Below are 24,959 nucleotides of genomic sequence, written 5' to 3'. Positions count from 1 at the left end.
TCCCGATCCTGGATTTTCCGGCCATGCAGAAAGAAACCGAAATCAAGCTACGCGTCAGCCGCGAAACACTCGCCGCGCTGCGTGAGCACCCGCTACTGAAAAAACGCAACAAAAGTGGCTGGGAACGCCGTGAGTTGATGAACCAGTACTTCGACACCCCCGAGCGTGACCTGGCCCAGGCCAAGGTTGCCCTGCGCCTGCGCAAGGACGGTGACGACATCATCCAGACCCTCAAGACCCGCGGCCAAAGCGTCGCCGGCTTGTCGGAACGCAACGAATACAACTGGGGCCTGCCCAAAGCCAAGCTTGACGTGAAGAAACTCGATGGCGAGTGCTGGCCCGAGCAACTGGCCGAGCTGGACAAAAAGACCCTCAAGCCGATCTTCACCACCGACTTCGTGCGTGAACGCGCCGAAATCGCCTGGGGCCGTGGCAAGGCCAAGGTGGTGATCGAAGCCGCCCTGGACCTGGGCCATGTGGTGGTCGGCAAGCAGAAAGAAGAAATCTGCGAGCTGGAACTGGAACTGCGCGAAGGCGAACCGGCGGCCCTGCTGGAACTGGCCGCCGAGCTGGCCGCAACCCTGGCCCTGATGCCGTGCGACATCAGCAAGGCCGAACGCGGCTATCGCCTGTATGACGCCAGTAGCTATTCCCTGAGCCTGCCGGCGCCACAGATCCACGCCGAAATGCCATTGGACGACGCCTTCGCCGCGATCCTGTGGCACCTGCTGGGCAGCAGCCAGCGCCTGGCCGAGCAATACCGCTTCAATGGACACTGGCGCCTGCTGCAGGACTGGGTCGAGAACCTCGGTGAATTGCGCGCCCTGATCGGCAGCCTCGGCCAGGCCGCGCCACGCCAATCCACCAGCGAACTGCGCAGCGCCCTGGATGCGTTGCTGGAAGACTGGTGCCCGCTGGTCCAGGCCGGTGACGACGATGAAGACATTCGCAAAGCCGCGCCGGAACAGTTCATCGAAGAGCTGCAAGACGTGCGCTGGGGCCTGTTCTCACTCAACCTCTCGCGCTGGCTGCTGGCCCGTACCTGGACGGCCGAGCGTAACGTGCGCGGCAACCGCCAGGGCGCTGCGCAAATTACCAACTGGCTGCCACGCCTGTTGGCTGACGACGCCGTCGCCCTGCAACTGCAGCGCTACCAGCAACAGCCGGAAGACCTGGCCGAGCAACTGCCGCGCATCGAACGCATCCAGGCCTGGCTGCACCATGCGCGCCACGTGGTGGACATTCCTGAGCTGGACCGTTTGTACGGCGAGCTGAACAAGCTGGCGCACCTGGCCAACCAGCCGATTACCGATGAATCGCTGGATGCGCGTATGCACCAGGCGATTGCGGTTTATCAGAATCGTGCCTGGAAGACCCTTCTGCGCCTGTAATCGCTATCGCGGGCAAGCCCGCTCCCACATTTGCTGTGGGAGCGGGCTTGCCCGCGATGAGGCCCTACCTGTCAGCGCAATACTGGCAGGCTGGTGGTGGACTTGATCTCCGACAGCGCCACAATCGAGTTGACCTCCTGAATCCCCGGCACCATCGACAACTTCTCGAAGAAAAACCGCTCGTACGCCTCGATATCCGAGGTGACGATACGCAGCAGAAAATCCACCGCCCCCATCAGCACATAGCACTCCAACACTTCCGGGAACCCGCGAATCGCCTCGGTGAACTCGGTAAAATTGGAGCGACCGTGGGCGTTGAGTTTGACCTCGGCGAAAATCTGCGTGTTGAGCCCGATTTTCTTGCGGTCCAGCAGGGTGACCTGGCCGCGGATCACGCCCTCCTCCTTGAGCCGCTGAATACGCCGCCAGCATGGCGACTGCGACAGGCCGACCTGTTCGGCAATCTGTGCACTGGAGAGCGAGGCATCCTCTTGCAGCAAGGCCAGGATGCGGCGGTCGTAGGCGTCCAACTCATTGTGCATAAAAGTACCCATGAATAGGCTTATCTTGAATTGTTTTGGTCTATTTATCGCCAAATAGGCTTATTTTAGATAAGAAATCTCCCCAGGCGAATGTAAAAATTTCTCCAGTCGAAACTGGAGAGTCAGCATGCATGCCGTCGAAACCGCCTACCCCGCCACCCGCGTCGATGCGTGGGCCGCCAATAGCAGCCACTGCCAGGCGCACTATCGCATCGTCGCCGAGGCTGAACCGGACGTGCTGTGCCGGGTGCTGAACTACTTCGCGCTGCAATTGCTCACGCCCACCCAGGTCAGCATGAACCGGGAAGCCGACCTGCTGAGCATCGATATCGTGATGACCGGCCTGAGCTGGCACCGCGCCCAAGTGATCGGTGAAAAGATTCGAAACCTGATCAGCGTCTGCACCCTGGAACTGTGGTCCGCTGATTCCGAGCGGCCTCAAGCGTTGGCAGCGATGGCGCAGTAAAAACCGGCAATACACGCGCCAGCAGGATCTTCAGCAACTGGCTAGCCTGGGATTACCCCCAAGCCCCAGGAAAACCTGCATGTCCGTCGCCGCTCACGATCACCCCTTGGAACTGCAGCAATTGTTGCCGGCGTTGGTCGAGCAAGGGCTGATCACGGCGCAGGCGGCGCAAAAGGTAGCGCCAGCGTCCGGCAGCCAGCATCCCCTGGAATGCATCGCAGCACAGGGCCCTTGCCTGGAGACCTTGACCCAATGGCTGGCCCGGCAGGTAGGCCAACCTTACCTGCGCATCGACCCGTTGAAGATTGATGTGGCAGCCGTGGTGCCGTTGATGTCCCACGCCTTTGCCCAGCGCCACGGCATTCTTGCAGTCGCCGTCGATACCCACAGCGTGACGATCGCCAGTGCCCAACCCTATGTCACCACCTGGGAAGCCGGGCTGTCCCAGGTGCTCAGACGCACGATCAAGCGCGTGGTTGCCAACCCCAGCGATATCCAGCGCTGTATCAACGAGTTTTACCGTTTAGCCAAGTCCGTCAGCGGTGCGGATGAAAAGATGACGACGCCTGGCAATCTCGACTTGCTCAGCCTCGGCGCCAGCGACAAGGAGCCGGATGCCAACGACGCGCATATCGTCAACATCGTCGACTGGCTGCTGCAGTACGCCTTTGGCCAACGAGCCAGCGATATCCATATCGAGCCCTGCCGCGACCAGGGCCGGGTGCGCTTTCGCATTGATGGGCTGCTGCATGACGTCTATCAATTTCCCCCGCAGGTCACCATGGCCGTGGTCAGCCGCCTGAAAAGCCTGGGGCGAATGAACGTGGCCGAAAAACGCAAACCCCAGGATGGCCGCGTCAAGACCCGGAACCCTGCGGGTGTCGAAGTGGAATTGCGGCTTTCGACCCTGCCCACGGCATTCGGCGAAAAACTGGTGATGCGAATTTTTGACCCACAGGTGCTGCTCAAGGATTTTGACCAGTTGGGTTTGTCCAACGCCGACCAGCAGCGCTGGCACGCCATGACGCGACGCAGCCACGGCATCATCCTCGTCACCGGCCCCACCGGCTCAGGCAAGACCAGCACCCTCTACACCACCCTCAGGCAACTGGCGACCCGCGAGGTCAACCTGTGCACGGTGGAAGACCCGATTGAAATGGTCGAGCCGGCCTTCAACCAGATGCAGGTCCAGCACAACATCGACCTCACGTTCGCAAGCGGCATCCGCGCCCTGCTGCGCCAGGACCCGGACATCATCATGATCGGCGAAATCCGCGACCAGGAAACCGCAGAGATGGCTATCCAGGCCGCGCTGACCGGGCACCTGGTTTTCTCGACCTTGCACACCAACGATGCACCCAGCGCCATCAGCCGCCTGCAGGAACTGGGCGTTGCTCACTATTTGATCAAAGCCACGCTCATAGGGGTGATGGCGCAGCGCCTGGTGCGGCTGCTGTGCAGCCATTGCAAGCGCCCGCTGGGCCAGGAGGACGCTGACGGCTGCGAAGCCGTCGGCTGTGCGCAATGCCGTGACAGCGGTTATCGAGGCAGGGCCGGGCTGTATGAAATCATGCTCATGGACCCGGCACTCCAAGCGCTGGTCACCCCGGGCGCGGACGTACAAGCGCTGCGCCGTGAGGCACTGGCGCAGGGCATGAGCAGCCTGCGCATGGCCGGCGTCGAGAAAGTGAAGGCCGGCCTGACCACGATGACGGAGGTATTGCGGGTCACGCCAGGGGATTCAGAAACAAATTCTTCGGGTTTGATCGAGTACTGAAACTGTTTAGTCAGTGATGGAACTGGATCGGGTTAACTACAATCAAAACGTACAGATAACCCACCGGAGTCACCCATCATGCGTCTCAAATATGCTGTCGCAACCCTCGCTGTGCTTTCCCTACCTGTCGGCTCAGCCATGGCCGATAGCTTCTGGCGTAATGTCATCTCGTCGGGCGCCACCACTGGCTCGACTTACCTGACGTTCAAGGACCACAAGCTGGTGGTCGCCGCCCAGGACGACGCGGGCAGCTTCGTCGCCAGCGACGGCGGCATTCGCGGCCCGTATCTGGAAGCGGCCATGCAGAAGGTCCGCGCCGATAACCCTGGCCTCCAAGCCACGGACATGGAACTGGCTAACGCCATCCTGGCGAAGAATGCTGTAACCGAGTAACAACTGCCCTCATAAAAAATGCCGCTTTCTCAAGCGGCATTTTTTTGCCTGCTGCATGACGAATCGTTCATGGATGACAGGCTATATTCAGTCTCAGCGTGCAACCATGCCCTACTGACTCGTCTATCTTTCATTGCCTACCTGAAACGGATGCCTTCTTCGTCATGAGCCAACAGCCCTTCCTGCCGTTTTCCAAACCGACCATTGATGAAGCCACCATTTCGGCGGTCGGCGATGTTCTGCGTTCCGGCTGGATCACCAGCGGACCAAAGGTGCAGGCGTTCGAAGCACAGCTGTCGGACTATTTTGGCGGCCGTCCGGTGCGCACCTTCAACTCGGGCACCTGCACCATGGAGATCGCCTTGCGCATCGCCGGGATCGGGCCTGGGGATGAAGTCATCACCACCCCAATCTCCTGGGTTGCCACGGCCAACGTGATTCTCGAAGTCGGCGCCACTCCCGTCTTTGCCGACATCGACCCGGTGACGCGCAATATCGACCTGGCCCAGGTAGAAGCTGCCATTACTCCGCGCACCAAGGCGATCATCCCGGTCTACCTGGCCGGCTTGCCCCTGGATATGCCGATGCTCTACGCGCTGGCCAACAAGTACAACCTGCGCATCGTCGAAGATGCTGCCCAGGCCCTGGGGTCCATCTGGGATGGAGAACGCATCGGCGCAACCGGCGACTTCGTGTCCTTCAGCTTCCAGGCGAACAAGAACATCACGTCGTCCGAAGGCGGCTGCCTGGTGTTGAACAATGCCGAGGAGGCCCGTCTGGCAGAGAAGTACCGCCTGCAAGGCGTCACCCGCAGCGGCTTCGATGGCCTGGATGTGGATGTGCTGGGTGGCAAGTTCAACATGACCGACATTGCCGCCGCCATAGGCCTGGGGCAATTTGCGCACATCGAGAAGATCACCGCCCATCGTCAGAACCTGGCACGGCACTACTTCAAATGCTTTGGCAGCGATTTCGAAGCCAAATACGGCGCGCAACTGCCGCCGGCCGACTTCGAAAACAGCAACTGGCACCTGTTCCAACTGGTATTGCCGGTGCGCCAGGATGGCCTGCCAGCCCGCGCCACGTTCATGGAACAGATGCAGGCCCACGGCGTGGGTATCGGCTATCACTACCCGCCGATCCACCTGCTGAGCCTGTATCGGGCACAGGGTTTCAAGGAAGGCATGTTCCCGGTGGCGGAGCGTGTTGGGCGTTTGATCGTGTCGTTGCCGATGTTCACGGCGATGACAGAGGCGGATGTGGAGCGGGCTGTAGCGGCGGTTAAAGCCGTATTGAAAAGAGACTGATCACAACCAGCAGACACACCCCAATCAACTGTGGGAGCTGGCTTGCCTGCGATGCTGGCACCTCGGTGTATCGGTGATACCCGGGTGATCCAATCGCAGGCAAGCCAGCTCCCACATTGATTTGTGTCGTTGTAACTATGGCGTTTATTCGCCGATGGCGGCTTTGTAGCCCGCGGCATCCAGCAGCTTGTCCAGCTCGGCCTTGTCGCTTGGCTTGAGCTTGAAGATCCACGCGCCGTACGGGTCAGAGTTCAGCAGCTCAGGGCTGCCACTCAGCTCTTCGTTGACAGCAATCACTTCGCCGGCAACCGGCGAGTAGATATCCGAGGCTGCTTTCACCGACTCAACCACACCCGCCTGGCCTTGCGCTTCAAAATTGGCACCCACTTCCGCCAACTCAACAAACACCACATCACCCAAAGCTTCCTGTGCATGGTCGGAGATCCCGACGGTCACGGTGCCGTCAGCTTCCAGACGGGCCCATTCGTGACTTTCGGCAAAACGCAGGTCGGCAGGGATATTGCTCATAGTCTGTGTCCTCAAGATGAAATGTCAGCGGCCTTTGGCCTGCCGGAATTGGTTAGATCAGGGTTTTGCCATGACGCACGAAGGTCGGCTTGACCACTCGAACCGGATACCACTTGCCGCGGATTTCCACTTCGGCCCGGTCGGCAGTCGCCGTCGGCACACGCGCCAGCGCAATGGATTTGCTTAGCGTAGGCGAGAAACTACCACTGGTGATCTCTCCTTCGCCAACATTGGCGATACGAACCACCTGATGAGCACGTAGCACGCCACGCTCTTCGAGGACGAGCCCCACCAGTTTGAACTGCACGCCGGCCGCTTTTTCTGCTTCCAGCGCAGCGCGGCCAATGAAGTTACGCTCGACCGGTTCCCAGGCGATGCTCCAGGCCATGTTGGCCGCCAGGGGCGAGACGGCCTGGTGAATATCCTGGCCATACAGGTTCATGCCGGCCTCCAGGCGCAAGGTGTCGCGCGCACCGAGGCCGATGGGGGAAATGCCTGCGCCCACCAGATCGTTGAAAAAGCCCGGTGCCTGATCGGCCGGCAGCACGATTTCGAGGCCGTCTTCGCCGGTATAGCCGGTGCGGGCGATAAACCAGTCACCGTCGGCCCGGCCTTCGAACGGCTTGAGCTGGTGGATCAGGGTGCCACGGGACTGGGTCACCAGTTCGGCGATTTTCTGCCGGGCGTGGGGGCCTTGGATGGCGAGCATGGCCAACTCTGACCGCTCATGCAGCTGCACTGAGTAGGTGCCCAGTTGCGCCTGCATCCAGGCCATGTCCTGATCGCGGGTGGCGGCGTTGACCACCAGGCGGTAACCGGTTTCGGTGCGGTAGACGATCATGTCGTCCACTACCCCGCCCTGCTCGTTGAGCATGGCGCTGTATAACGCACGGCCACAGCCATGCAGTCGGTCGACATCATTGGCCAGCAGGTACTGGAGCCATTCCTTGGCCTGGGGGCCGGTGACATCGATCACGGTCATATGAGATACATCGAAGACCCCGCAGTCACGTCGCACCTGGTGGTGCTCTTCAACTTGCGAGCCGTAATGCAAAGGCATATCCCAACCGCCAAAATCGACCATTTTCGCGCCGAGGGCGAGATGCAGGTCATACAGAGGCGTACGCTGTCCCATGGGTTTCTCCTTCCGGGCTTGGCGAAGGCGCGCAGAGCTGCCACTTGCGCCGAACACCTTGTACTACAAGGCCCGCAGCCACATACAGCAGGTCGATCCGAAAGACGGAGCGCACCGAATGCCGCGCATTGTAGCCTCAAGCCGTAGGACTGGCACCTAACCGATTTGCCGAGCCGAGCGACGAATCAGCCCGATGACCGGCAACAAGCCAACCAGCACAAGGGTCAGCGCCGGCAAAGACGCCCGCGCCCATTCGCCTTCACTGGTCATTTCAAAGATGCGGACCGCCAGGGTGTCCCAACCAAACGGGCGCATCAGCAAGGTGGCGGGCATTTCCTTGAGCACATCCACAAACACCAGCAGCGCTGCGCTCAACGTGCCCGGCAGCAATAATGGCAGATACACTTTGCAAAACAGTCGTGGGCCGCTCACGCCAAGGCTGCGTGCCGCTTCGGGCAGTGACGGACGGATTCGCGCCAGGCTGTTTTCCAGCGGCCCGTAGGCCACCGCCAGGAACCGCACCAGGTACGCCAGCACCAGTGCCGACAGGCTGCCCAGCAGCAAAGGCTTGCCCGCCCCGCCCAGCCATCCGGAGAGCGGCACCACCAACTCGCGGTCCAGGTAACTGAACGCCAGCATGATCGACACCGCCAGCACCGAGCCTGGCAAGGCATAGCCGACATTGGCCAGGCTGATACCGGAGCGAATCGCCCGGGTGGGCGCCAGACGGTTGGCAAAGGCCAGTATCAGCGCCACGCTGACGGTGATCAGCGCTGCGATACCGCCCAGGTAAAGGGTATGCACGATCAGCCCGGTGTAACGTTCATCCAGGTCGAAGCGGCCACGCTGCCAGAACCACGCCACCAGTTGCAGCATCGGAATCACGAACGCACAGGCGAAGACCAGGCTGCACCACGCGCTGGCCGCCACGGCTTTGAACCCGCGCAGGTGGTACAACGCCTTGCCCCGTGGGCGCTCATTGCCCGGTCGGCTGGCCCCGCGCGCACGTCGCTCGCCATACAGCACCAGCATCACTACCAGCAGCAGCAGGCTGGCCAGTTGCGCGGCACTGGACAGGCTGAAAAAGCCGTACCAGGTTTTATAGATTGCAGTGGTAAAGGTGTCGAAATTGAACACCGAGACCGCACCAAAATCCGCGAGCGTCTCCATCAACGCCAAGGCCACACCGGCACCAATTGCTGGTCGCGCCATTGGCAATGCCACGCGCCAGAACGCTTGCCATGGCGATTGCCCCAGCACCCGCGCCGCTTCCATCAAGCCTTTGCCCTGGGCCAGGAACGCGCTGCGCGCCAGCAGGTAGACATAGGGATAGAACACCAGCACCAACACAATGACCACGCCGCTGGTAGAGCGTACCCGCGGCAAGCGCAACCCGGTGCCGAACCACTCGCGCAGCAGGGTTTGCACCGGACCGGCGAAATCCAGCAGGCCCACGAACACAAAGGCCAGCACATAGGCAGGGATTGCAAAGGGCAACATCAGTGCCCAATCGAGCCAGCGCCGCCCGGGGAACTCGCACAGGCTGGTCAGCCAGGCCAGGCTGACGCCGAGCAGCGTCACGCCCAGGCCGACACCGAGCACCAGGGTCAAGGTGTTGCCCAGCAAGCGGGGCATCTGAGTGTCCCAGAGGTGCGACCAGATCTGCGGGTCGATGCTTTGCCAGGACAGCAGCAGCACGCTCAGCGGCAACAGCACCAGGGCGGCGACGCTGAAAACCGGTAGGTACCAGCGACGTTGGGCGGGGTGGGCCAAGGAAAAGCTCTCAGAAAAATAAAGATGTTGAAGCGGCCACTAACCAATGTGGGAGCTGGCTTGCCTGCGATACAAGCACCTCGGTGTATCAGTGATACCGAAGTGATGCAATCGCGGGCAAGCCAGCTCCCACAGTTAAGCGGCGCAGCTTCAGTTCCAGCCAGCGCGATCCATCAGGCGAATCGCTTCGGCCTGGCGCTTGCCTGCCACTTCCACCGGCAAGGTATCGGCCACGAACTTGCCCCAGGTCGCCACTTCCGCCGATGGCGGTACCGCCGGGTTGGCCGGGAATTCCTGGTTGACGTCGGCGAAGATCTTCTGCGCCTCAGGCGTGGTCATCCACTCCACCAGCGCCTTGGCCGCTTCCGGGTGCGGTGCGTGCTGGGTCAGGCCGATGCCAGAGAGGTTCACATGCACGCCGCGGTCGCCCTGGTTCGGCCAGAACAACTTCACTGCGAGGTCTGGCTTCTGCTTGTGCAGGCGACCGTAGTAATAGGTGTTGACGATACCCACGTCGCACTGCCCGGCGTTGATCGCCTCCAGCACGGCGATGTCATCGGAGAACACGTCGGTGGAGAGGTTATTCACCCAACCCTTGATGATTTCTTCGGTCTTGGCCGCGCCATGGGTCTCGATCAACGTGGCGGTCAGCGACTGGTTGTAGACTTTTTTCGCCGTGCGCAGGCACAGGCGGCCTTCCCACTGCTTGTCGGCCAGGGCTTCGTAGGTGGTCAGGTCGCCCGGTTTTACCCGGTCGGTGGAATAGGCGATCGTTCGCGCACGCAGGCTCAAACCGGTCCAGGCGTGGGCCGAGGAGCGATATTGCAGAGGAATGTTCTTGTCGATGACAGGAGAGGTGAACGGTTGCAGGATGCCCATCTGCTCGGCCTGCCAGAGGTTACCGGCGTCAACGGTGAGCAACAGGTCGGCGGTGGCGTTCTCGCCCTCGGCCTTGATGCGCTGCATCAACGGGGCTTCCTTGTCGGTAATGAACTTGACCTGTACGCCGGTCTTTTTGGTATAGGCGTCGAAGACGGGCTTGATCAGTTCGTCGATACGCGAGGAGTAGACCACGACTTCGTCGGCCGCCTGCACGGTGGTGCTGCCGATCAGGGTGAGTGCCAGGGCAGTCAGGAGGCGCTTGGGTGCCAACATGGGTGCGGTCTCTCATTTGCAAATGGAGGGCAAATGATAAGGACTCACATTTGGTAACGCTTGGTGGAGGCGTTACCAGATGTTGCACAGCCAGAATATGCGCTGGAGCTGATGGCCTCATCGCGGGCAAGCCCGGCTCCCACAGAGGGTTGTATTGTCAGTTCAGGGTTTGGCGAGTTCGGGAAGATCGCCAGTCAACCCCAGCGCCTGGCGCACAAACACTGCCTTGGCTTCGGGCATCTGGTCGACGATTTTCAAACCCGCGTTGCGCAACCAGCGCAGCGGCAGTTGATCGGCCTGGAACAAGCGCTCAAAGCCTTCCATCGCCGCCATCAGCGCCAGGTTATGGGGCATTCGGCGCCGCTCGTAACGGCTCAGCACTTTTACATCGGCCAGGCGCTCGCCGCGCTCGGTCGCCGCCAACAGCACTTCGGCCAGCACGGCTGCATCGAGGAACCCCAGGTTGACGCCCTGCCCCGCCAACGGGTGAATGACGTGGGCGGCGTCGCCGATCAACGCCAGGCCTTCGGCCACATAACGTTTGGCATGGCGCTGGCGCAACGGTACGCACACACGCGGGTCGGCACTAACCACAGTGCCCAAGCGCCCCTCGAAGGCACGCTCCAGTTCCCGACAGAAGCGTTCATCATCCAGCGCCATCAAGCGCTCGGACTCCGCGGGCGTGGTCGACCAGACAATCGAGCACCAGTCTTCCTGCCCATCGCGCACCAGCGGCAGGAACGCCAACGGGCCGGTGTCGGTGAAACGTTGCCACGCGGTGCGCTGGTGCGGCTGACTGCTGCGCACGCTGGTGACGATGGCGTTGTGCAGGTAATCCCATTCGCGGGTAGGTGTACCGGTCAGGCGGCGTACGGCGGAGTTGGCACCGTCGGCGGCCACCACCAGCGGCGCGCGCAGCTTGCGGCCGTCGGCCAGGGTCAACAACCAGTCATCGCCGGATCGGCGCATCTGTTCCAGGCGCGCATTGGCCAGCAGGCCGAGGTCGCAGTCATGCAGGCGATCGAGCAAGGCATCCTGCACCACGCGGTTCTCGACGATATGCCCAAGCACCTCCGCATGCAAACTGGCCGCCGAGAAGTGGATCTGCCCAGTGCCGCTGCCGTCCCATACCTGCATTTCGCCATAGGGGCTGGCACGCCGCTCTACGATGCCGTCCCACACGCCCAGGCGCTCAAGAATGCGCTGGCTGGCCGCCGACAGCGCGCTCACCCGCGGTTCAAACGCCGCAGCCGGTTCAAACGGCTTGACGCTCAACGGGCTGCCGTCGAGCAGCAGCACCTGCAGGCCACTGCCCTGCAACGCCAGCGCCAGGGCGCTTCCGACCATTCCGGCCCCGACAATCAGCACATCTGCGCACATGTCCATATTCAAGCCTGTCTCGCTGGCGGCTTGCGCCGCACATAAAGGGTTTTGTCGACCCGCGCCACCAGGGTGCCGGAGCCGTCATGAATCTCGACCTTGAGGTGGGGCAGATATTTCTCGCCACCTGCGGTCTGGCGCCGGATTTCATCGAGCAAAGCGTCGTCGATGGAGAATTCGGCATACACCGGGCCTTTGCCCGGCGAGATGAAGTCGATACTCGCAGCCTTGTCCCACACGATGTAGTCGCGGCCCAGGTTTTCCATCAACAGCAACATGTAGAACGGATCGACCATCGAATACAGGCTGCCGCCAAATTGCGTACCGACGTAATTGCGGTTGTACCAACCCAGGCCCATGCGCACCTTGGCATGCCGGAAGTCGGCACTCAGTGCCTGCACCCGCACCCCGGCGCCGAGGTACGGCGGGTACAGGGTGAGGAACCAGCGCAACAGCCGCGCCTTACCCACGCGTTGGGTTAGCCACTTACGCATCGGAACGCGTACCCAGGCCCATGGCCTGGCGGGCGAACCAGCGTTTGGCTGGTGGCAACAGGTCGAGGCCGAGCAAGCCCATATTGCGGCCCAGCGCCACCAACGGTTGGGCACTGCCAAACAGGCGCGTGACCTGGTCGGAGAAGCCTACGGTGAGTTGCTGGTCCAGGCGCTGGCGCTCGCGATAGCTTTGCAAAGTCGCCAGGTCACCCGGCACAGCAGGCCCGGCCAGCAGCGCTTCGGCCAAGGCATTGGCATCGCGCAGAGACAGATTGAACCCCTGCCCGGCAATCGGGTGCAGGCTATGGGCGGCATTGCCGAGGACCGCCAGGTGCGAACGCACTTGCTCTTCGGCTTCCACCAGGGTCAACGGGTACAGGTGGCGGGCACCCACTTGCTTGAGGGTGCCCAGGCGATACCCGAACACACCCTGCAGTTCGCTCAGGAAGCTACGCTCGTCGAGGCTGGCCAAGCGCTGGGCGTCCATGCCGATGCGGGTCCAGACCAGCGCGCAACGGTTGTCCGGCAGCGGCAGCAAGGCCATGGGGCCTTCATCGGTAAAGCGCTCGAACGCCTCGCCATTGTGCGCTTCGCTCGGGGTGATGTTGGCGATCAGCGCGCTCTGGTTGTAGGGCCGGGTTTTCACGCCAATGCCCAGTTGCTCTCGCAGGCCGGAACGGCCGCCATCGGCCAGTACCGCAAGGTCGCATTCCAGCACGGTTTCATCGTTGAGGGTCAGGCGATAGCCATCGGGCAGAGGCTCCATGCGCGTGACTTCCGCCGGGCAGCGCCAGCTCACCACGTCCTTGTCCAAGCCTTGCCACAGGCATTGGCCGAGCCAGGCGTTTTCCACCACATAACCCAGGGCTGGCACGCCCTCCTCCATCGCGGACAAACGCGCGGTGGAGAAGCGCCCACGGTCCGATACATGGATCTGCTTGATCGGCTCCGCACGTCGGGAAATGGCATGCCACAGGCCCAGCCGCTGGTAAATCTGGCGCGCGCCAAACGACAGCGCGGAAGAGCGCGCATCGTAGCTCGGTTGGTAACTGTCGCCCGGTGCAAAGGGCTCGATCAGCACGATCTTCCAACCCCGCGCCTTGGCCCCCGCTTGCAACGCCAGGGCCAGGCTGGCGCCCACCAGGCCACCGCCGATAATCGCCAGGTTGACCCGGCTCATCGGGCAGCCGCCATCAACGCCTCGATCTCGGCAACGGTCTTGGGCACGCCGCCAGTCAGGATTTCACAGCCTTGCTTGGTCACTACCACGTCGTCCTCGATGCGCACGCCAATGCCACGCCATTTTTTTGCCACGTTCTGGTTGTCCGGGGAAATATAGATGCCCGGCTCCACGGTCAAGGCCATGCCCACTTCCAGCACGCGCCATTCACCGCCCACTTTGTACTCGCCCACATCATGCACATCCATGCCCAGCCAGTGGCCGGCACGGTGCATGTAGAAGGCGCGGTAGGCTTCGCTGGCGATCAACTCGTCAACGTCACCTTGCAACAACCCCAGCTTCACCAGGCCGGCGGTGATGACCTGCACGGTCGCCTCATGGGCCTGGTTCCAATGTTTGTTCGGCGCGATCTGCTTGAAGGCGGCTTCCTGGGAGGCCAGCACAATCTCGTAGATCGCCTTCTGCTCCGGCGAAAACTTGCCGTTGACCGGCCAGGTACGGGTGATGTCGCTGGCGTAGCAATCGATCTCACACCCGGCGTCGATCAGCACCAGGTCGCCGTCCTTGAGCACCGCGTCATTCTGCTGGTAATGCAGGATGCAGCTGTTGCGCCCGGCGGCGACGATGGAGCCATAGGCCGGCATCTTCGCGCCGCCTTTGCGAAACTCGTAATCCAGCTCGGCTTCCAGGCTGAACTCATGCAGGCCGGCACGGCTGGCCTGCATCGCCCGCACATGGGCCGCACAGGAAATTCGCGCTGCCTCGCGCATCACCTTCACTTCTGCCGCCGATTTATACAGGCGCATATCGTGGAGCAAATGATCCAGGGCAACGAATTCGTTCGGCGGCTGGGCGCCCAGGTGTGCTTTTGAACGGATCACGTTGATCCACTCCATCACGTGCCGGTCGAACTCGGCATTGCTGCCCATGGCCGAGTACACACGGTCGCGACCTTCGATCAGGCCGGGCAGGATGTCGTCGATATCGGTAATGGGGAAGGCGTCATCCGCGCCAAAGTCGCGAATCGCGCCCTCGGTGCCCGCACGCAGGCCGTCCCACAATTCGCGCTCGGCATTGCGCTCGCGGCAGAACAGCACGTACTCGCCGTGTTGGCGACCGGGCATCAGCACGATCACCGCTTCGGGCTCGGGGAAACCGCTCAGATACTGGAAATCGCTGTCCTGGCGGTAAACATGCTCGACATCGCGGTTGCGGATGGCCACGGCGGCGGCCGGCAGGATCGCGATGCTGTTGGGTTCCATCTGCGCCATGAGCGCCTTGCGGCGACGGGTGTATTCCGCTTTGGGGATATGAATCATGGGCAGATGGGCTTCCTTTCTTTAGTGCAACGACGGCTTGGCAGCGACCGGCTCAGCGGACTTCCTGGTCTCGGTGAACAGCAGCAACGGCGCGACGCGCAGGTATTCCATGACTTCCATGTAGTCGCCTTCGCCATCTTCGGACTCTTCCAGGGCATCTTGCACCTGTGAGATCGCCGCCAGGTCCTGCAGCACTTCCTTGGCGTCGGTGCTCAGCTCCAGGCCGCCGGCATTCACGCCGAAACCGTGGAGGAAGCCCTGGCACCACTGGCCCAGGGCAGCAGCGCGCTCGGTGAGCGGCGCGTCATCGGTCGGCAGCAGCAGGACCACGGTGACGTCGTCACCGGTCAACTCGCCCTTGACCATCTCTTGCAGGCCGATCAACGCATTGCGCACGTTCTCGGTGGGTTCGGTTTCCAGCAACTCGGCCACATCGGCCAGCCAGTTGTCGGCATCAAAGCCCACACCGGTGCAACTGCGGCCCAACAGCACGCCGTGCAGTTCGGCAGGCGAGCAAGGGTGGCCGCTGGTGCTCAGCAGTTTGGAAAAAGCGTCGTACGGGGAATTCTGAATGGGCATGGTGAGCTAGGCGCCAGACGGCGCAATGTCTAGAATGGAGCGCTGTATCCTAGCACCGGCAGACGTACCAAGACTATCGAGGGCGTCAGATCGTTTATCCTGCAGTTGCCATTCATCAGACAAATCCAGTGGAACCCAATGGAAGACACCGACCTGCAAGCGCTGATGGCCAGACTCGAACTGCTAATTGATCGGGTCGAGCAACTTAAGAGTCAAAACGGACTCCTATTAGCTCAGGAAAAGACCTGGCGCGAGGAACGCGCTCACCTCATTGAAAAAAACGAAATCGCCCGGCGTAAGGTCGAATCGATGATTTCGCGCCTGAAGGCCCTGGAGCAAGACTCATGAGTTCAAGCAATAGCGTTACCGTGCAGATCCTCGACAAAGAATATTCGATTATCTGCCCCCAGGAAGAACGCAGCAACCTGGTGAGCGCTGCCCGCTACCTGGACGGCAAGATGCGCGAAATCCGCAGCAGCGGCAAAGTGATTGGCGCCGACCGCATCGCTGTGATGGCCGCGCTGAATATCACCCACGACCTGCTGCATAAGCAGGAGCGCCCTGACGTACAGGCCAGTGGTTCGACGCGCGAGCAGGTTCGTGACCTGCTTGATCGCGTGGATCTGGCGCTTTCCACCGATTCAGACACACCCAAGGGCTGATTGCCGAGCGGGTTTAAGGTATACTCGCCCCACTCCCTGGCGTGTTTGCCAGTCGGCGATGTCCCTGAGCCGATTCGCACTACCCTGGAAGTTGCACGTTGGGCTGGTGTGCATGTCCGCTAGACGGAAAGCCTTAAAGCCTACTGCTTCTTCCACCTTGAACTTTCGGGTTCAAGGGCTAAGTCGACAGCGGCTCTGTCGGGGAGCCTGAATTCCCAAACTCAATGCCAGTCCCCGGACTGGCATTGTTTTATGAGCCGAAAATCATGACCGAACCTGCGCCGCTATCTCGTCCGCAACTTCGACGCATGTTGCGCAAGGCCCGCCGCGCCCTCACGCCAAGCGAGCAGCGCCAGGCCGCTCAGGGTGTGTACCGGCAACTGGCACAGCACCCGCTGTTTCGCCGGGCCAAACATATCTCTTTATATTTGCCCACGGATGGTGAAATCGATCCGCGCCTGCTGCTGCGTGCGGCCCAGCGCCGCGGCAAAGCCACTTACCTGCCGGTGCTCAGCGCCTGGCCGCGCACCAAGATGGTGTTCCAGCGTGTACGACCTGGGGATAAGTTGCTGCCCAACCGCTTTCGCATCCTTGAACCACGGGTCAATGCCCATCGTCAGCGCCAGGTCTGGGCGCTGGACCTGGTGTTATTGCCGCTGGTGGGGTTCGACGATGTGGGTGGGCGCCTGGGCATGGGCGGCGGGTTCTACGATCGCAGCCTGGCCTATCTTGCCCGCCGCCAGAGCTGGCGCAAGCCAACGCTGCTGGGGCTGGCCCATGAATGCCAGAAAGTCGAACGCCTGGCGCAGGCGAGTTGGGATGTGCCGTTGGCGGGGACGGTGACTGATACGCAGTGGTATGACGCACAAACGCCGCTGGAAACAGCGGCGCCTTGGTGAATGCTTGAGTTAACGCTTGAACGGTTGTGGCTGCTGCTGAGCCAGTTCAACCGGTGCATCGGTCTTGTTCGACCACAGGCTCTGGGCATAACCGGTGGTCACGACGCCCAGACCAAACAAAATAACCAAAATCCATAGTAAATCCGGCTTACGTTGCATCGATTGCCCCCCTTTCAGGCACCTCGTACACGATGACAACAACGTTCCAAAGTAGTCCGTTGCAGCTGCGTCAAGCTTAAAAGCGCGCATTCTGCGGTAACGTGAACCAACACGCAAACCTTGACGCCAACCGACTGTCGGTTTGTCATGCAATTGCCCGACAACTTGCCCAATGCCTTTTTCAGGAGCCCAACAATGGCCTACTGGCTGATGAAATCCGAGCCCGACGAACTCTCTATCAACGGCCTGGAAAAGCTCGGCGAAGCGCGCTGGGACGGGGTACGCAACTATCAGGCCCGCAACTTTTTGCGCGCCATGGCCGTGGGCGACGAGTTTTTCTTCTACCACTCCAGTTGCCCGGAGCCAGGGATTGCCGGCATCGGCAAAATCACTCGGGCCGCCTATCCGGACCCCACTGCGCTGGAACCAGAAAGCCACTATTTCGACGCCAAGGCCACCCCGGAGAAAAACCCGTGGAGTGCGATCGATGTCGCGCACGTGCAGACCTTCCCCAAGGTGCTGGGGCTCGGCTATCTAAAGCAGCAAACTGCACTGGCTGAAATGCCGCTGGTGCAGAAAGGCAGCCGGCTTTCGGTCATGGCGGTCACACCGCAACAGTGGGCGGTGGTCCTTCATTTGCTTTAACTGACCTGGCTTCTTGTAGGAGCGAGCTTGCTCGCGAAAAACTCACAGGCGCCGCTTTTATTCAGGAAGCACGCGTTATCGTTGACGTTTTTCGCGAGCAAGCTCGCTCCTACTGGATGATCAGGTTGTTGAACAGCAGGTCTTCTACCACTGGCTTGCCGGTTTCATCGTTCATCACCTGCTGGGTTTGTTTCAGGGCTTCCTGACGCAGCTTTTCCTTGCCTTCGACCGTACTCATGGCCTCGCTGGTCTGCTGGGTAAACAGCGCCACCAACTGGTTGCGGATCAACGGATCGTTGGCCTTGACCGCCGCGGCTGCTTCGGTGCCGGTCACACGCAGGGCGATATCGGCCTTGTACACCTTGAGTTTGGCCGTGCCATCCAGGCCGTAATTGCCCACGAACGGCGGGCTCAGGCTGATATAGCTGACCTTCGGCGCCTCGCCCTCTTTGGCCTCTTCGGCCTGGGCTGCCATCGGCAAGGTCAGGGCCAGCATCAACAGGATCCACGCTTTCACAGTTCATTCCTCGAATTCGGTTGCCGGGTAGCATAACGCTAGCAAGGCTGAGCACAAGCTTATGGGGGCTTATCAGGCGCGGGCATGCTCGTTGACCCACGGGCGTTCCCTCCTACACTTATCGGCCACGACGCCAAAAGGAATAGTCCGATGAAAGCTGTGCTGTGCAAAGCCTTCGGCCCCGCCGAAACCCTGGTGCTGGAAGAGATCGCCAGCCCCGTGATCAAGAAGAACGAAATCCTGTTGGACGTGCACGCGGCCGGGGTGAATTTCCCGGACACCCTGATCATCGAAGGCAAATACCAGTTCAAGCCGCCCTTTCCGTTCTCACCCGGTGGCGAAGCGGCAGGCGTGGTCAGTGAAGTGGGTGAGAAAGTCAGCCATCTGAAAGTCGGTGACCGTGTGATGGCGCTGACCGGCTGGGGCAGCTTTGCCGAGCAGGTCGCCGTGCCCGGCTATAACGTGCTGCCGATCCCGCCGAGCATGGATTTCAACACCGCCGCCGCCTTCAGCATGACCTACGGCACCTCCATGCATGCGCTGAAACAACGCGCCAACCTGCAACCCGGCGAGACCTTGCTGGTGCTTGGTGCGTCCGGCGGCGTGGGCCTGGCCGCCGTGGAGATCGGCAAGGCCATGGGCGCCCGGGTGATTGCCGCCGCCAGCAGCGCCGACAAGCTCGCAGTAGCCAAGGCGGCCGGCGCCGATGAGTTGATCAACTACAGCGAAGCCAGCCTCAAGGATGAGGTCAAGCGCCTGACCGATGGCAAAGGCGCCGATGTTATCTACGACCCGGTGGGTGGCGACCTGTTTGACCAGGCCATTCGTTCGATCGCCTGGAATGGTCGGCTGCTGGTGGTGGGGTTCGCCAGCGGGCGTATTCCTGAACTGCCGGTGAACCTGGCGTTGCTCAAGGGCGCAGCGGTGGTCGGGGTGTTCTGGGGCTCGTTTGCCCAGCGCCAGCCGCAGGATAACGCGGCGAATTTTCAGCAGTTGTTCACGTGGTATGGCGAGGGCAAGTTGAAGCCGTTGGTGTCACAGGTGTATCCGCTGGAACAGGCCGCAAAGGCGATCAATGATCTGGGGCAGCGCAAGGCAGTGGGTAAAATAGTTGTCCAAACCCGATAACACACCTGAAATGCAATCCATGTGGGAGCTGGCTTGCCTGCGACAGCGGTGAGTCAGCTGCTACAGATGAAGCTGAAAGACCGTCATCGCAGGCCAGCCAGCTCCCACAGTAGTTACTTCGCGGTCTTAGGACCTAACCACGACCATCACTTATCTATAGGCGACATGTTCGTAAAAGAACATGCAATTGCTCTCGTTTCCTGTGTTTGCAGATAAGAGGCGATGCTATTTTCGGTAACGAAACTGTAACATTCGCATCCGCAGTCAAAACAAGAAATTTGGAGCTCTTGAATGTTTGCTTTCTTTCGTCCTGCCGCACACCAGGCGCCCCTGCCTGAAGAAAAAATAGACAGTACCTACCGACGGCTGCGCTGGCAGATCTTCGCGGGTATTTTCTTTGGTTACGCCGGTTACTACCTGCTGCGTAAAAACTTCTCCCTGGCCATGCCCTACCTGATCGACGAGGGTTACACCCGCGGTGAACTGGGCCTGGCGATGTCGGCGATCGCGATTGCCTACGGCTTGTCCAAATTCCTGATGGGCCTGGTGTCCGACCGCTCCAACCCACGCTATTTCCTGCCCTTTGGCCTGCTGGTTTCGGCGGGGGTGATGTTCATTTTCGGTTTCGCACCTTGGGCAACGTCCAGCGTGACCATGATGTTCATTTTGCTGTTCATCAACGGCTGGGCCCAAGGCATGGGTTGGCCGCCAAGTGGGCGGACCATGGTGCACTGGTGGTCGCAGAAAGAACGCGGCGGCGTGGTGTCGGTTTGGAACGTGGCGCATAACGTCGGCGGTGGCTTGATCGGCCCGCTGTTCCTGCTGGGCATGGCGTGGTTCAACGACTGGCATGCGGCGTTCTATGTACCGGCCACCGTGGCCCTGGCGGTGGCGGCGTTTGCCTTCATCACCATGCGGGACACTCCGCAATCGGTGGGCCTGCCGCCTATCGAGAAGTACAAGAACGACTATCCGGAAGGCTACGATGCCAGCCACGAAGACGAATTCAGCGCCAAGGAAATCTTCGTCAAGTACGTGCTGCGCAACAAAATGCTCTGGTACATCGCCTTCGCCAACGTGTTTGTCTATCTGCTGCGCTACGGCGTACTGGACTGGGCGCCGACCTACTTGAAAGAAGCCAAGCACTTCACGGTCGATAAGTCGTCCTGGGCGTACTTCTTCTACGAGTGGGCAGGTATTCCGGGCACGCTGCTGTGCGGCTGGATGTCGGACAAGATCTTCCGTGGCAACCGCGGCCTGACCGGTATCGTGTTCATGGCCCTGGTGACAGTGGCCACTCTGGTTTACTGGCTCAACCCGCCGGGCAACCCGATGATCGACATGATTGCGCTGTTCTCCATCGGCTTCCTGATCTACGGCCCGGTGATGCTGATCGGCCTGCAGGCATTGGAACTGGCTCCGAAGAAGGCCGCCGGCACCGCAGCGGGCTTCACCGGTCTGTTCGGTTATCTGGGCGGTTCGGTAGCGGCAAGTGCGGCCATGGGCTACACGGTCGACCATTTCGGCTGGGACGGTGGTTTCGTGCTGCTGATTGGTGCGTGCGTACTGGCGATCGCGTTCCTGATCCCCACGCTGTGGCACACCAACAGTGTCAGCTCGGCGCGTTAATCGCCCGGGCAACCCTTGGCACAACGCTTGAGCCGCGCCTCCAGGTTTTTATCTGGCATGGCGTGGCTACGCAGGGCGTTCACGGTCTGCTCGACATAATCGCGAGTCGTGCCGTAACGCCCGCAAGCGCTTTGCAGTACATGATTAAGCACGATATCAGGCAAGTTGCCAGCATAGCTGGGCAAATGCCGCTCCAACACAAACCCCAACGCCTGCACGGTACTGCCATCTTGCAATCGGCAGCTGAGCCAGTGCGGCCGGTAAGAGGGGTAAGGCATCTCGCGTTGCCACAGGGCATACAGCGAGGCCTCCAACTGATCTTCCGGCAAACGGTAGGCGAACCCGCTGCAGGAACCACCGCGGTCCAGCCCGAACACCAACCCCGGCAATTCCGGCGTACCCCGATGCTCATGGGACCACAGGTACAAGCCCCGGTGATAACCGTGGACCCGTGCCCGAACGCGCTCGGTGGATGAACATTCAGGGCGCCAGATCAGCGAACCATAAGCAAATAGCCACACCGGCCCACCCTTATGCCGTGCCATGGTGGCTTGCATCGAGCTCATCAACTGTTCGTGTGTGAGTTGCGGCCCAAGATCGAGGCGCGGAGGGTAAGCCAATTGCAGAAGATCGGTTTCAATGGCGGTCATGGCGAAATGCGGTACGCCTCCTGAGTGTTACCAGTTGTGAGCGACTTTACCGTAATAAAACGCAGCGCTGTAACCGTACGGCGAAAAAGTGCCACTGGGCATTAATCAACGCCGCCACTCGTCAGGATCTGGACGGTTAATCCCGCTACTGTCAGCCCCGGTTCAGCCTGGGCGGGCGCCATGCCGTCAAACTAGCGCGCACATAACGACCCACTTAGCCGTTCATTACATCGACTATCGAGGTCGCCCCATGAAAAAATTTCGATTGCCTGGGCTGTTGTTCCTGGCCCAAGCCACCACCGCGCTGGCGAGCGAAACCCCTCCCGCCAACGACGACAAAGGCTTCTGGTACGCCCAGACCAGCGTCTACACCCGGCACTTCGCCCCCGACCCCGAGCACAACAACAAGCAGGACTTGATCGGCCTGGAACGCAACGAGGCGTCGGGCCTGCTGTATGGCGGGGTGACTTTTCGCAACTCGTTCCGCCAGCGCTCGTACTACGCCTATGCGGGCAAGCGCTATGACCTGGCCGACTATCCGGTGTATGCAAAATTGACCGGCGGGCTGCTTCAGGGCTATCGCGGCGAGTACCGCGACAAGATCCCGTTGAACCGATTCGGTGTGGCGCCGGTGATCATTCCGTCGGTGGGCACGCATTACGGGCCGGTGGCGGCGGAGTTGGTGTTGCTCGGGTTCAACGCGGCAATGGTGACAACTGGCGTGCGCTTCTGACACGACACTGTCCCCTGTGGGAGCTGGCTTGCCTGCTCCTACATTATTCAGCGCAAGTTCAGGGCCTTGGGGCGTAGGCGAAGACGTCGGCGCGCATCCGGTGCGCATCCATGCCGGCGTTGACCAGTGCGTCCAGCGTGCCGTAGATCATCGCCGGCGAACCGCTGGCGTAGACGTGCACGCTATTGAGGTCGGCAATGTCTTCGCACACTGCCTCATGCAGCAAACCACAGCGCCCTTCCCAACCACACAGGTCGCTGACGACTTTGTGCAGGAACAGGTTGGGTAATTGCAGCCATTGATCCCAATGCTCGATTTCGTAGAAATCTTCCGGCAGACGCACGCCCCAATACAGATGCACCGGGTGCTTGAAACCTGAAGCGCGGCAATGCTCGATCAGACTGTTCATCTGCGCCATGCCGGTGCCGGCGGCCATCAGTACCAGTGGCCCGTCTGGCAGTTCAGCCAGGTGAGTGTCGCCAAACGGCAGCTCGACGCGCGCCATCTGGTTACGCTGCAACTGTTCGATGAGGCTGCGCGCGCTGGCTTCCCGTGCCAGTACATGCAACTCCAACTCACGCCCGGCATGGGGCGCCGAGGCAAGGGAAAACGCTGACTTCTCGCCGTTGTCCCGCTCGATCATCAGGTATTGCCCGGCGTGATAACGCACCGCCTTGCCAGCCGGGGCGCGCAGGCGCACGCGCCACACATCGCCACCCACTTGCACACACTCGATCAATTGGCACGACAATTTGCGCAACGGCAACTCTCCCGGCGCCAGAACGCCATCCCACAGCACCACACAATCCTCCATGGGCTCGGCGATACAGGTGTAGAACTCACCATGATCGCGCACTTCCCCGGCTTGGCGTACCCGGCCCTCCACCAGCAACGCCGCGCAGACATGGCACACGCCATTGCGACAGGCTTGAGGGCACTCATAGCCCAGGCGACGGGCGCCTTCGAGGATTCGCTCGCCAGGAGCCAGCTCCAGCACAGCACCGGAAGGTTGCAGGGTTACACGCATCAATCTATTCCCAATTCTTTCCAGATCGCATCGACCCGCGCAGTGACAGCTTCATCCTTGACGATCACCCGGCCCCACTCACGCGTGGTTTCGCCCGGCCATTTGTGCGTGGCATCCAGGCCCATCTTTGAGCCAAGGCCCGATACCGGCGACGCGAAGTCGAGGTAGTCGATAGGCGTGTTGTCGATCATCACCGTATCGCGCTTGGGGTCCATGCGCGTGGTGATGGCCCAGATCACGTCGTTCCAGTCCCGGGCATTGATGTCGTCGTCGGTGACAATAACGAACTTGGTGTACATGAACTGTCGCAAAAACGACCATACGCCGAGCATTACCCGCTTGGCATGCCCCGGATACGACTTCTTCATGGTCACGATGGCCATGCGGTACGAACAGCCCTCGGGCGGCAGGTAGAAATCGGTGATTTCCGGGAATTGCTTTTGCAGGATCGGCACGAACACTTCGTTGAGCGCCACGCCGAGGATGGCGGGCTCATCGGGCGGACGACCCGTGTAGGTGCTGTGGTAGATCGGCTTGACCCGATGGGTGATGCGCTCGACGGTGAACACCGGGAAGCTGTCGACTTCGTTGTAGTAACCGGTGTGGTCGCCGTAGGGGCCTTCATCGGCCATTTCACCTGGGTGAATCACGCCTTCAAGGATGATTTCGGCGGTGGCCGGCACTTGCAGGTCATTACCGCGGCACTTCACCAGCTCCGTGCGATTACCGCGCAACAAACCGGCGAAAGCGTACTCGGAGAGGCTGTCAGGTACGGGCGTGACCGCGCCGAGGATGGTCGCCGGGTCGGCACCCAGGGCCACGGATACCGGGAACGGCTTGCCGGGATGCTTTTCGCACCACTCACGGAAGTCGAGGGCGCCGCCACGGTGGCTCAGCCAGCGCATGATCACTTTGTTACGGCCAATGACTTGCTGACGGTAGATACCGAGGTTCTGGCGGTCCTTGTTCGGGCCTTTGGTGACGGTCAGGCCCCAGGTGATCAGCGGGCCGACGTCGCCGGGCCAGCAGGTTTGCACCGGGAGCATGGCCAGGTCGACATCGTCGCCCTCAATGACCACTTCCTGGCACACCGCGTCCTTGACCACCTTGGGGGCCATGGCAATGATCTTGCGGAAGATCGGCAGCTTGGACCAGGCGTCCTTCAAGCCCTTGGGCGGCTCGGGCTCCTTGAGAAAAGCCAGCAGCTTGCCGATCTCGCGCAGTTCGCTGACGGACTCGGCGCCCATGCCAAAGGCCACGCGCTCGGGAGTGCCGAACAGGTTGCCCAGCACCGGAATATCGAAGCCGGTCGGGTTTTCGAACAACAGCGCCGGGCCCTTGTTGCGCAAGGTGCGGTCGCAAATCTCAGTCATTTCCAGCACCGGAGAAATCGGCATCTGGATACGTTTCAACTCTCCGCGCTGCTCAAGTTGCTGCACGAAATCCCGAAGATCCTTGAATTTCATTAACCATGCCACCCGTAAAATAGGC

General features: G+C 61.0%; 27 protein-coding genes and 1 other RNA gene. 13 read left to right on the top strand and 15 right to left on the bottom strand.

The features are described from left to right. Nucleotides 1-23 precede the first annotated feature (23 nt). Nucleotides 24-1,391 (top strand): CYTH domain-containing protein, encoded by a 1,368-nt coding sequence (locus GIV26_RS06155; RefSeq protein WP_236279681.1) that lies wholly within the window; start codon nucleotides 24-26, stop codon nucleotides 1,389-1,391. Nucleotides 1,392-1,462: 71 nt separating this feature from the next. Here GIV26_RS06155 and GIV26_RS06150 read toward each other — a convergent pair whose 3' ends face one another. Then, nucleotides 1,463-1,933 (bottom strand): Lrp/AsnC family transcriptional regulator, encoded by a 471-nt coding sequence (locus GIV26_RS06150; RefSeq protein WP_054896032.1) that lies wholly within the window; start codon nucleotides 1,931-1,933, stop codon nucleotides 1,463-1,465. A 127-nt stretch (nucleotides 1,934-2,060) separates the two neighbouring features. On the opposite strand from GIV26_RS06150, the gene GIV26_RS06145 reads away from it, so the two are divergent. The 4 genes from GIV26_RS06145 to GIV26_RS06130 all read left to right on the top strand — a co-directional run bounded on the left by GIV26_RS06145 (nucleotide 2,061) and on the right by GIV26_RS06130 (nucleotide 5,876). Continuing rightward, nucleotides 2,061-2,399 carry a hypothetical protein gene (locus GIV26_RS06145; protein WP_014720398.1) on the top strand — a complete coding sequence of 113 codons (339 nt, stop codon included), beginning with the start codon at nucleotides 2,061-2,063 and terminating at the stop codon, nucleotides 2,397-2,399. Nucleotides 2,400-2,478: 79 nt separating this feature from the next. Beyond that, entirely contained in the window at nucleotides 2,479-4,176 is a 1,698-nt protein-coding gene (locus GIV26_RS06140) for a GspE/PulE family protein (RefSeq protein ID WP_236279680.1), read from the top strand. Nucleotides 4,177-4,254: 78 nt separating this feature from the next. After that, complete coding sequence (locus GIV26_RS06135) at nucleotides 4,255-4,569, top strand: DUF2388 domain-containing protein (RefSeq protein WP_003176799.1); 315 nt, start codon at nucleotides 4,255-4,257, stop codon at nucleotides 4,567-4,569. Between the two features lie 164 nt (nucleotides 4,570-4,733). Continuing rightward, a complete protein-coding gene (locus tag GIV26_RS06130; protein ID WP_236279679.1) occupies nucleotides 4,734-5,876 on the top strand; it encodes a DegT/DnrJ/EryC1/StrS family aminotransferase in 1,143 nt (380 codons plus the stop codon). 144 nt (nucleotides 5,877-6,020) lie between these two features. On the opposite strand, the gene gcvH is transcribed toward GIV26_RS06130, so the two are convergent. The 9 genes from gcvH to GIV26_RS06085 form a co-directional block, all read right to left on the bottom strand. Next, on the bottom strand, nucleotides 6,021-6,404 hold the full coding sequence (gcvH, locus tag GIV26_RS06125) for a glycine cleavage system protein GcvH (RefSeq protein ID WP_003195293.1): 384 nt from the start codon (nucleotides 6,402-6,404) through the stop codon (nucleotides 6,021-6,023). A gap of 52 nt (nucleotides 6,405-6,456) precedes the next feature. Then, a complete protein-coding gene (gene gcvT, locus GIV26_RS06120) occupies nucleotides 6,457-7,539 on the bottom strand; it encodes a glycine cleavage system aminomethyltransferase GcvT (protein WP_034129004.1) in 1,083 nt (360 codons plus the stop codon). Between the two features lie 156 nt (nucleotides 7,540-7,695). Continuing rightward, entirely contained in the window at nucleotides 7,696-9,312 is a 1,617-nt protein-coding gene (locus tag GIV26_RS06115; RefSeq protein ID WP_236279678.1) for an ABC transporter permease, read from the bottom strand. A 150-nt stretch (nucleotides 9,313-9,462) separates the two neighbouring features. After that, nucleotides 9,463-10,467: an extracellular solute-binding protein gene (locus GIV26_RS06110; protein WP_014720404.1), complete on the bottom strand. Its 1,005-nt coding sequence runs from the start codon at nucleotides 10,465-10,467 to the stop codon at nucleotides 9,463-9,465. A gap of 162 nt (nucleotides 10,468-10,629) precedes the next feature. After that, nucleotides 10,630-11,847, bottom strand: coding sequence for a 2-octaprenyl-3-methyl-6-methoxy-1,4-benzoquinol hydroxylase (locus tag GIV26_RS06105; protein WP_236279689.1), 1,218 nt, complete (start codon nucleotides 11,845-11,847; stop codon nucleotides 10,630-10,632). A gap of 8 nt (nucleotides 11,848-11,855) precedes the next feature. Further along, nucleotides 11,856-12,341, bottom strand: coding sequence for a DUF4442 domain-containing protein (locus GIV26_RS06100; RefSeq protein ID WP_034129007.1), 486 nt, complete (start codon nucleotides 12,339-12,341; stop codon nucleotides 11,856-11,858). Further along, nucleotides 12,334-13,521, bottom strand: coding sequence for a 2-octaprenyl-6-methoxyphenyl hydroxylase (ubiH, locus tag GIV26_RS06095; protein ID WP_054895992.1), 1,188 nt, complete (start codon nucleotides 13,519-13,521; stop codon nucleotides 12,334-12,336). The genes GIV26_RS06100 and ubiH overlap by 8 nt, the downstream gene beginning before the upstream one ends. Continuing rightward, nucleotides 13,518-14,840, bottom strand: a complete 1,323-nt coding sequence (gene pepP, locus GIV26_RS06090) for a Xaa-Pro aminopeptidase (RefSeq protein ID WP_034129009.1) — start codon at nucleotides 14,838-14,840, stop codon at nucleotides 13,518-13,520. Before pepP ends, ubiH begins: the two co-directional genes overlap by 4 nt. 21 nt (nucleotides 14,841-14,861) lie before the next feature. After that, nucleotides 14,862-15,419 (bottom strand): YecA/YgfB family protein, encoded by a 558-nt coding sequence (locus GIV26_RS06085; RefSeq protein WP_034129010.1) that lies wholly within the window; start codon nucleotides 15,417-15,419, stop codon nucleotides 14,862-14,864. Between the two features lie 138 nt (nucleotides 15,420-15,557). Between GIV26_RS06085 and GIV26_RS06080 the strand changes: the two genes are divergently transcribed. The 4 genes from GIV26_RS06080 to GIV26_RS06065 all read left to right on the top strand — a co-directional run bounded on the left by GIV26_RS06080 (nucleotide 15,558) and on the right by GIV26_RS06065 (nucleotide 16,980). Then, on the top strand, nucleotides 15,558-15,767 hold the full coding sequence (locus GIV26_RS06080; protein WP_003177365.1) for a TIGR02449 family protein: 210 nt from the start codon (nucleotides 15,558-15,560) through the stop codon (nucleotides 15,765-15,767). Continuing rightward, nucleotides 15,764-16,081 carry a cell division protein ZapA gene (locus GIV26_RS06075; RefSeq protein WP_054895993.1) on the top strand — a complete coding sequence of 106 codons (318 nt, stop codon included), beginning with the start codon at nucleotides 15,764-15,766 and terminating at the stop codon, nucleotides 16,079-16,081. The genes GIV26_RS06080 and GIV26_RS06075 overlap by 4 nt, the downstream gene beginning before the upstream one ends. A 30-nt stretch (nucleotides 16,082-16,111) precedes the next feature. Continuing rightward, nucleotides 16,112-16,290, top strand: a non-coding RNA gene (ssrS, locus tag GIV26_RS06070) — 6S RNA. 57 nt (nucleotides 16,291-16,347) lie between these two features. Then, complete coding sequence (locus GIV26_RS06065; RefSeq protein WP_054917082.1) at nucleotides 16,348-16,980, top strand: 5-formyltetrahydrofolate cyclo-ligase; 633 nt, start codon at nucleotides 16,348-16,350, stop codon at nucleotides 16,978-16,980. A 9-nt stretch (nucleotides 16,981-16,989) separates the two neighbouring features. Here the strand turns inward: GIV26_RS06065 and GIV26_RS06060 are convergent, their stop codons facing one another. Beyond that, the gene (locus GIV26_RS06060; RefSeq protein WP_010207387.1) at nucleotides 16,990-17,139 is read right to left on the bottom strand and encodes a hypothetical protein; all 150 of its coding nucleotides are present in this window, start codon (nucleotides 17,137-17,139) and stop codon (nucleotides 16,990-16,992) included. 195 nt (nucleotides 17,140-17,334) lie between these two features. On the opposite strand from GIV26_RS06060, the gene GIV26_RS06055 reads away from it, so the two are divergent. Further along, complete coding sequence (locus tag GIV26_RS06055) at nucleotides 17,335-17,784, top strand: EVE domain-containing protein (RefSeq protein ID WP_057975322.1); 450 nt, start codon at nucleotides 17,335-17,337, stop codon at nucleotides 17,782-17,784. A 109-nt stretch (nucleotides 17,785-17,893) separates the two neighbouring features. On the opposite strand, the gene GIV26_RS06050 is transcribed toward GIV26_RS06055, so the two are convergent. Continuing rightward, nucleotides 17,894-18,301 carry a flagellar basal body-associated protein FliL gene (locus GIV26_RS06050; protein WP_124379883.1) on the bottom strand — a complete coding sequence of 136 codons (408 nt, stop codon included), beginning with the start codon at nucleotides 18,299-18,301 and terminating at the stop codon, nucleotides 17,894-17,896. Between the two features lie 150 nt (nucleotides 18,302-18,451). Here GIV26_RS06050 and GIV26_RS06045 point away from each other — a divergent pair, with 150 nt between their 5' ends. Both GIV26_RS06045 and glpT read left to right on the top strand, forming a co-directional pair. Continuing rightward, nucleotides 18,452-19,429: an NADPH:quinone oxidoreductase family protein gene (locus GIV26_RS06045; RefSeq protein WP_236279677.1), complete on the top strand. Its 978-nt coding sequence runs from the start codon at nucleotides 18,452-18,454 to the stop codon at nucleotides 19,427-19,429. A gap of 291 nt (nucleotides 19,430-19,720) precedes the next feature. Then, on the top strand, nucleotides 19,721-21,058 hold the full coding sequence (gene glpT, locus GIV26_RS06040; RefSeq protein ID WP_032878817.1) for a glycerol-3-phosphate transporter: 1,338 nt from the start codon (nucleotides 19,721-19,723) through the stop codon (nucleotides 21,056-21,058). Here glpT and GIV26_RS06035 read toward each other — a convergent pair. After that, a complete protein-coding gene (locus tag GIV26_RS06035) occupies nucleotides 21,055-21,708 on the bottom strand; it encodes a gamma-glutamylcyclotransferase (protein WP_054895996.1) in 654 nt (217 codons plus the stop codon). The genes glpT and GIV26_RS06035 overlap by 4 nt on opposite strands. 250 nt (nucleotides 21,709-21,958) lie before the next feature. Between GIV26_RS06035 and GIV26_RS06030 the strand changes: the two genes are divergently transcribed. Continuing rightward, on the top strand, nucleotides 21,959-22,441 hold the full coding sequence (locus GIV26_RS06030; RefSeq protein ID WP_236279676.1) for a sn-glycerol-3-phosphate transporter: 483 nt from the start codon (nucleotides 21,959-21,961) through the stop codon (nucleotides 22,439-22,441). A 58-nt stretch (nucleotides 22,442-22,499) separates the two neighbouring features. On the opposite strand, the gene GIV26_RS06025 is transcribed toward GIV26_RS06030, so the two are convergent. Together GIV26_RS06025 and ubiD are read right to left on the bottom strand one after the other, a co-directional pair. Beyond that, nucleotides 22,500-23,468 carry a CDP-6-deoxy-delta-3,4-glucoseen reductase gene (locus GIV26_RS06025; protein WP_236279675.1) on the bottom strand — a complete coding sequence of 323 codons (969 nt, stop codon included), beginning with the start codon at nucleotides 23,466-23,468 and terminating at the stop codon, nucleotides 22,500-22,502. Then, entirely contained in the window at nucleotides 23,468-24,934 is a 1,467-nt protein-coding gene (ubiD, locus tag GIV26_RS06020) for a 4-hydroxy-3-polyprenylbenzoate decarboxylase (protein ID WP_003195329.1), read from the bottom strand. Before ubiD ends, GIV26_RS06025 begins: the two co-directional genes overlap by 1 nt. Nucleotides 24,935-24,959: the final 25 nt, after the last annotated feature.

Origin of the sequence: Pseudomonas sp. PA-1-3F (assembly GCF_021609665.1) — a bacterium.
Classification (GTDB): domain Bacteria; phylum Pseudomonadota; class Gammaproteobacteria; order Pseudomonadales; family Pseudomonadaceae; genus Aquipseudomonas; species Aquipseudomonas paracarnis.
Note: the sequence above shows the minus strand (reverse complement) of the source record. Positions and strands in the feature narration are given on the sequence as shown.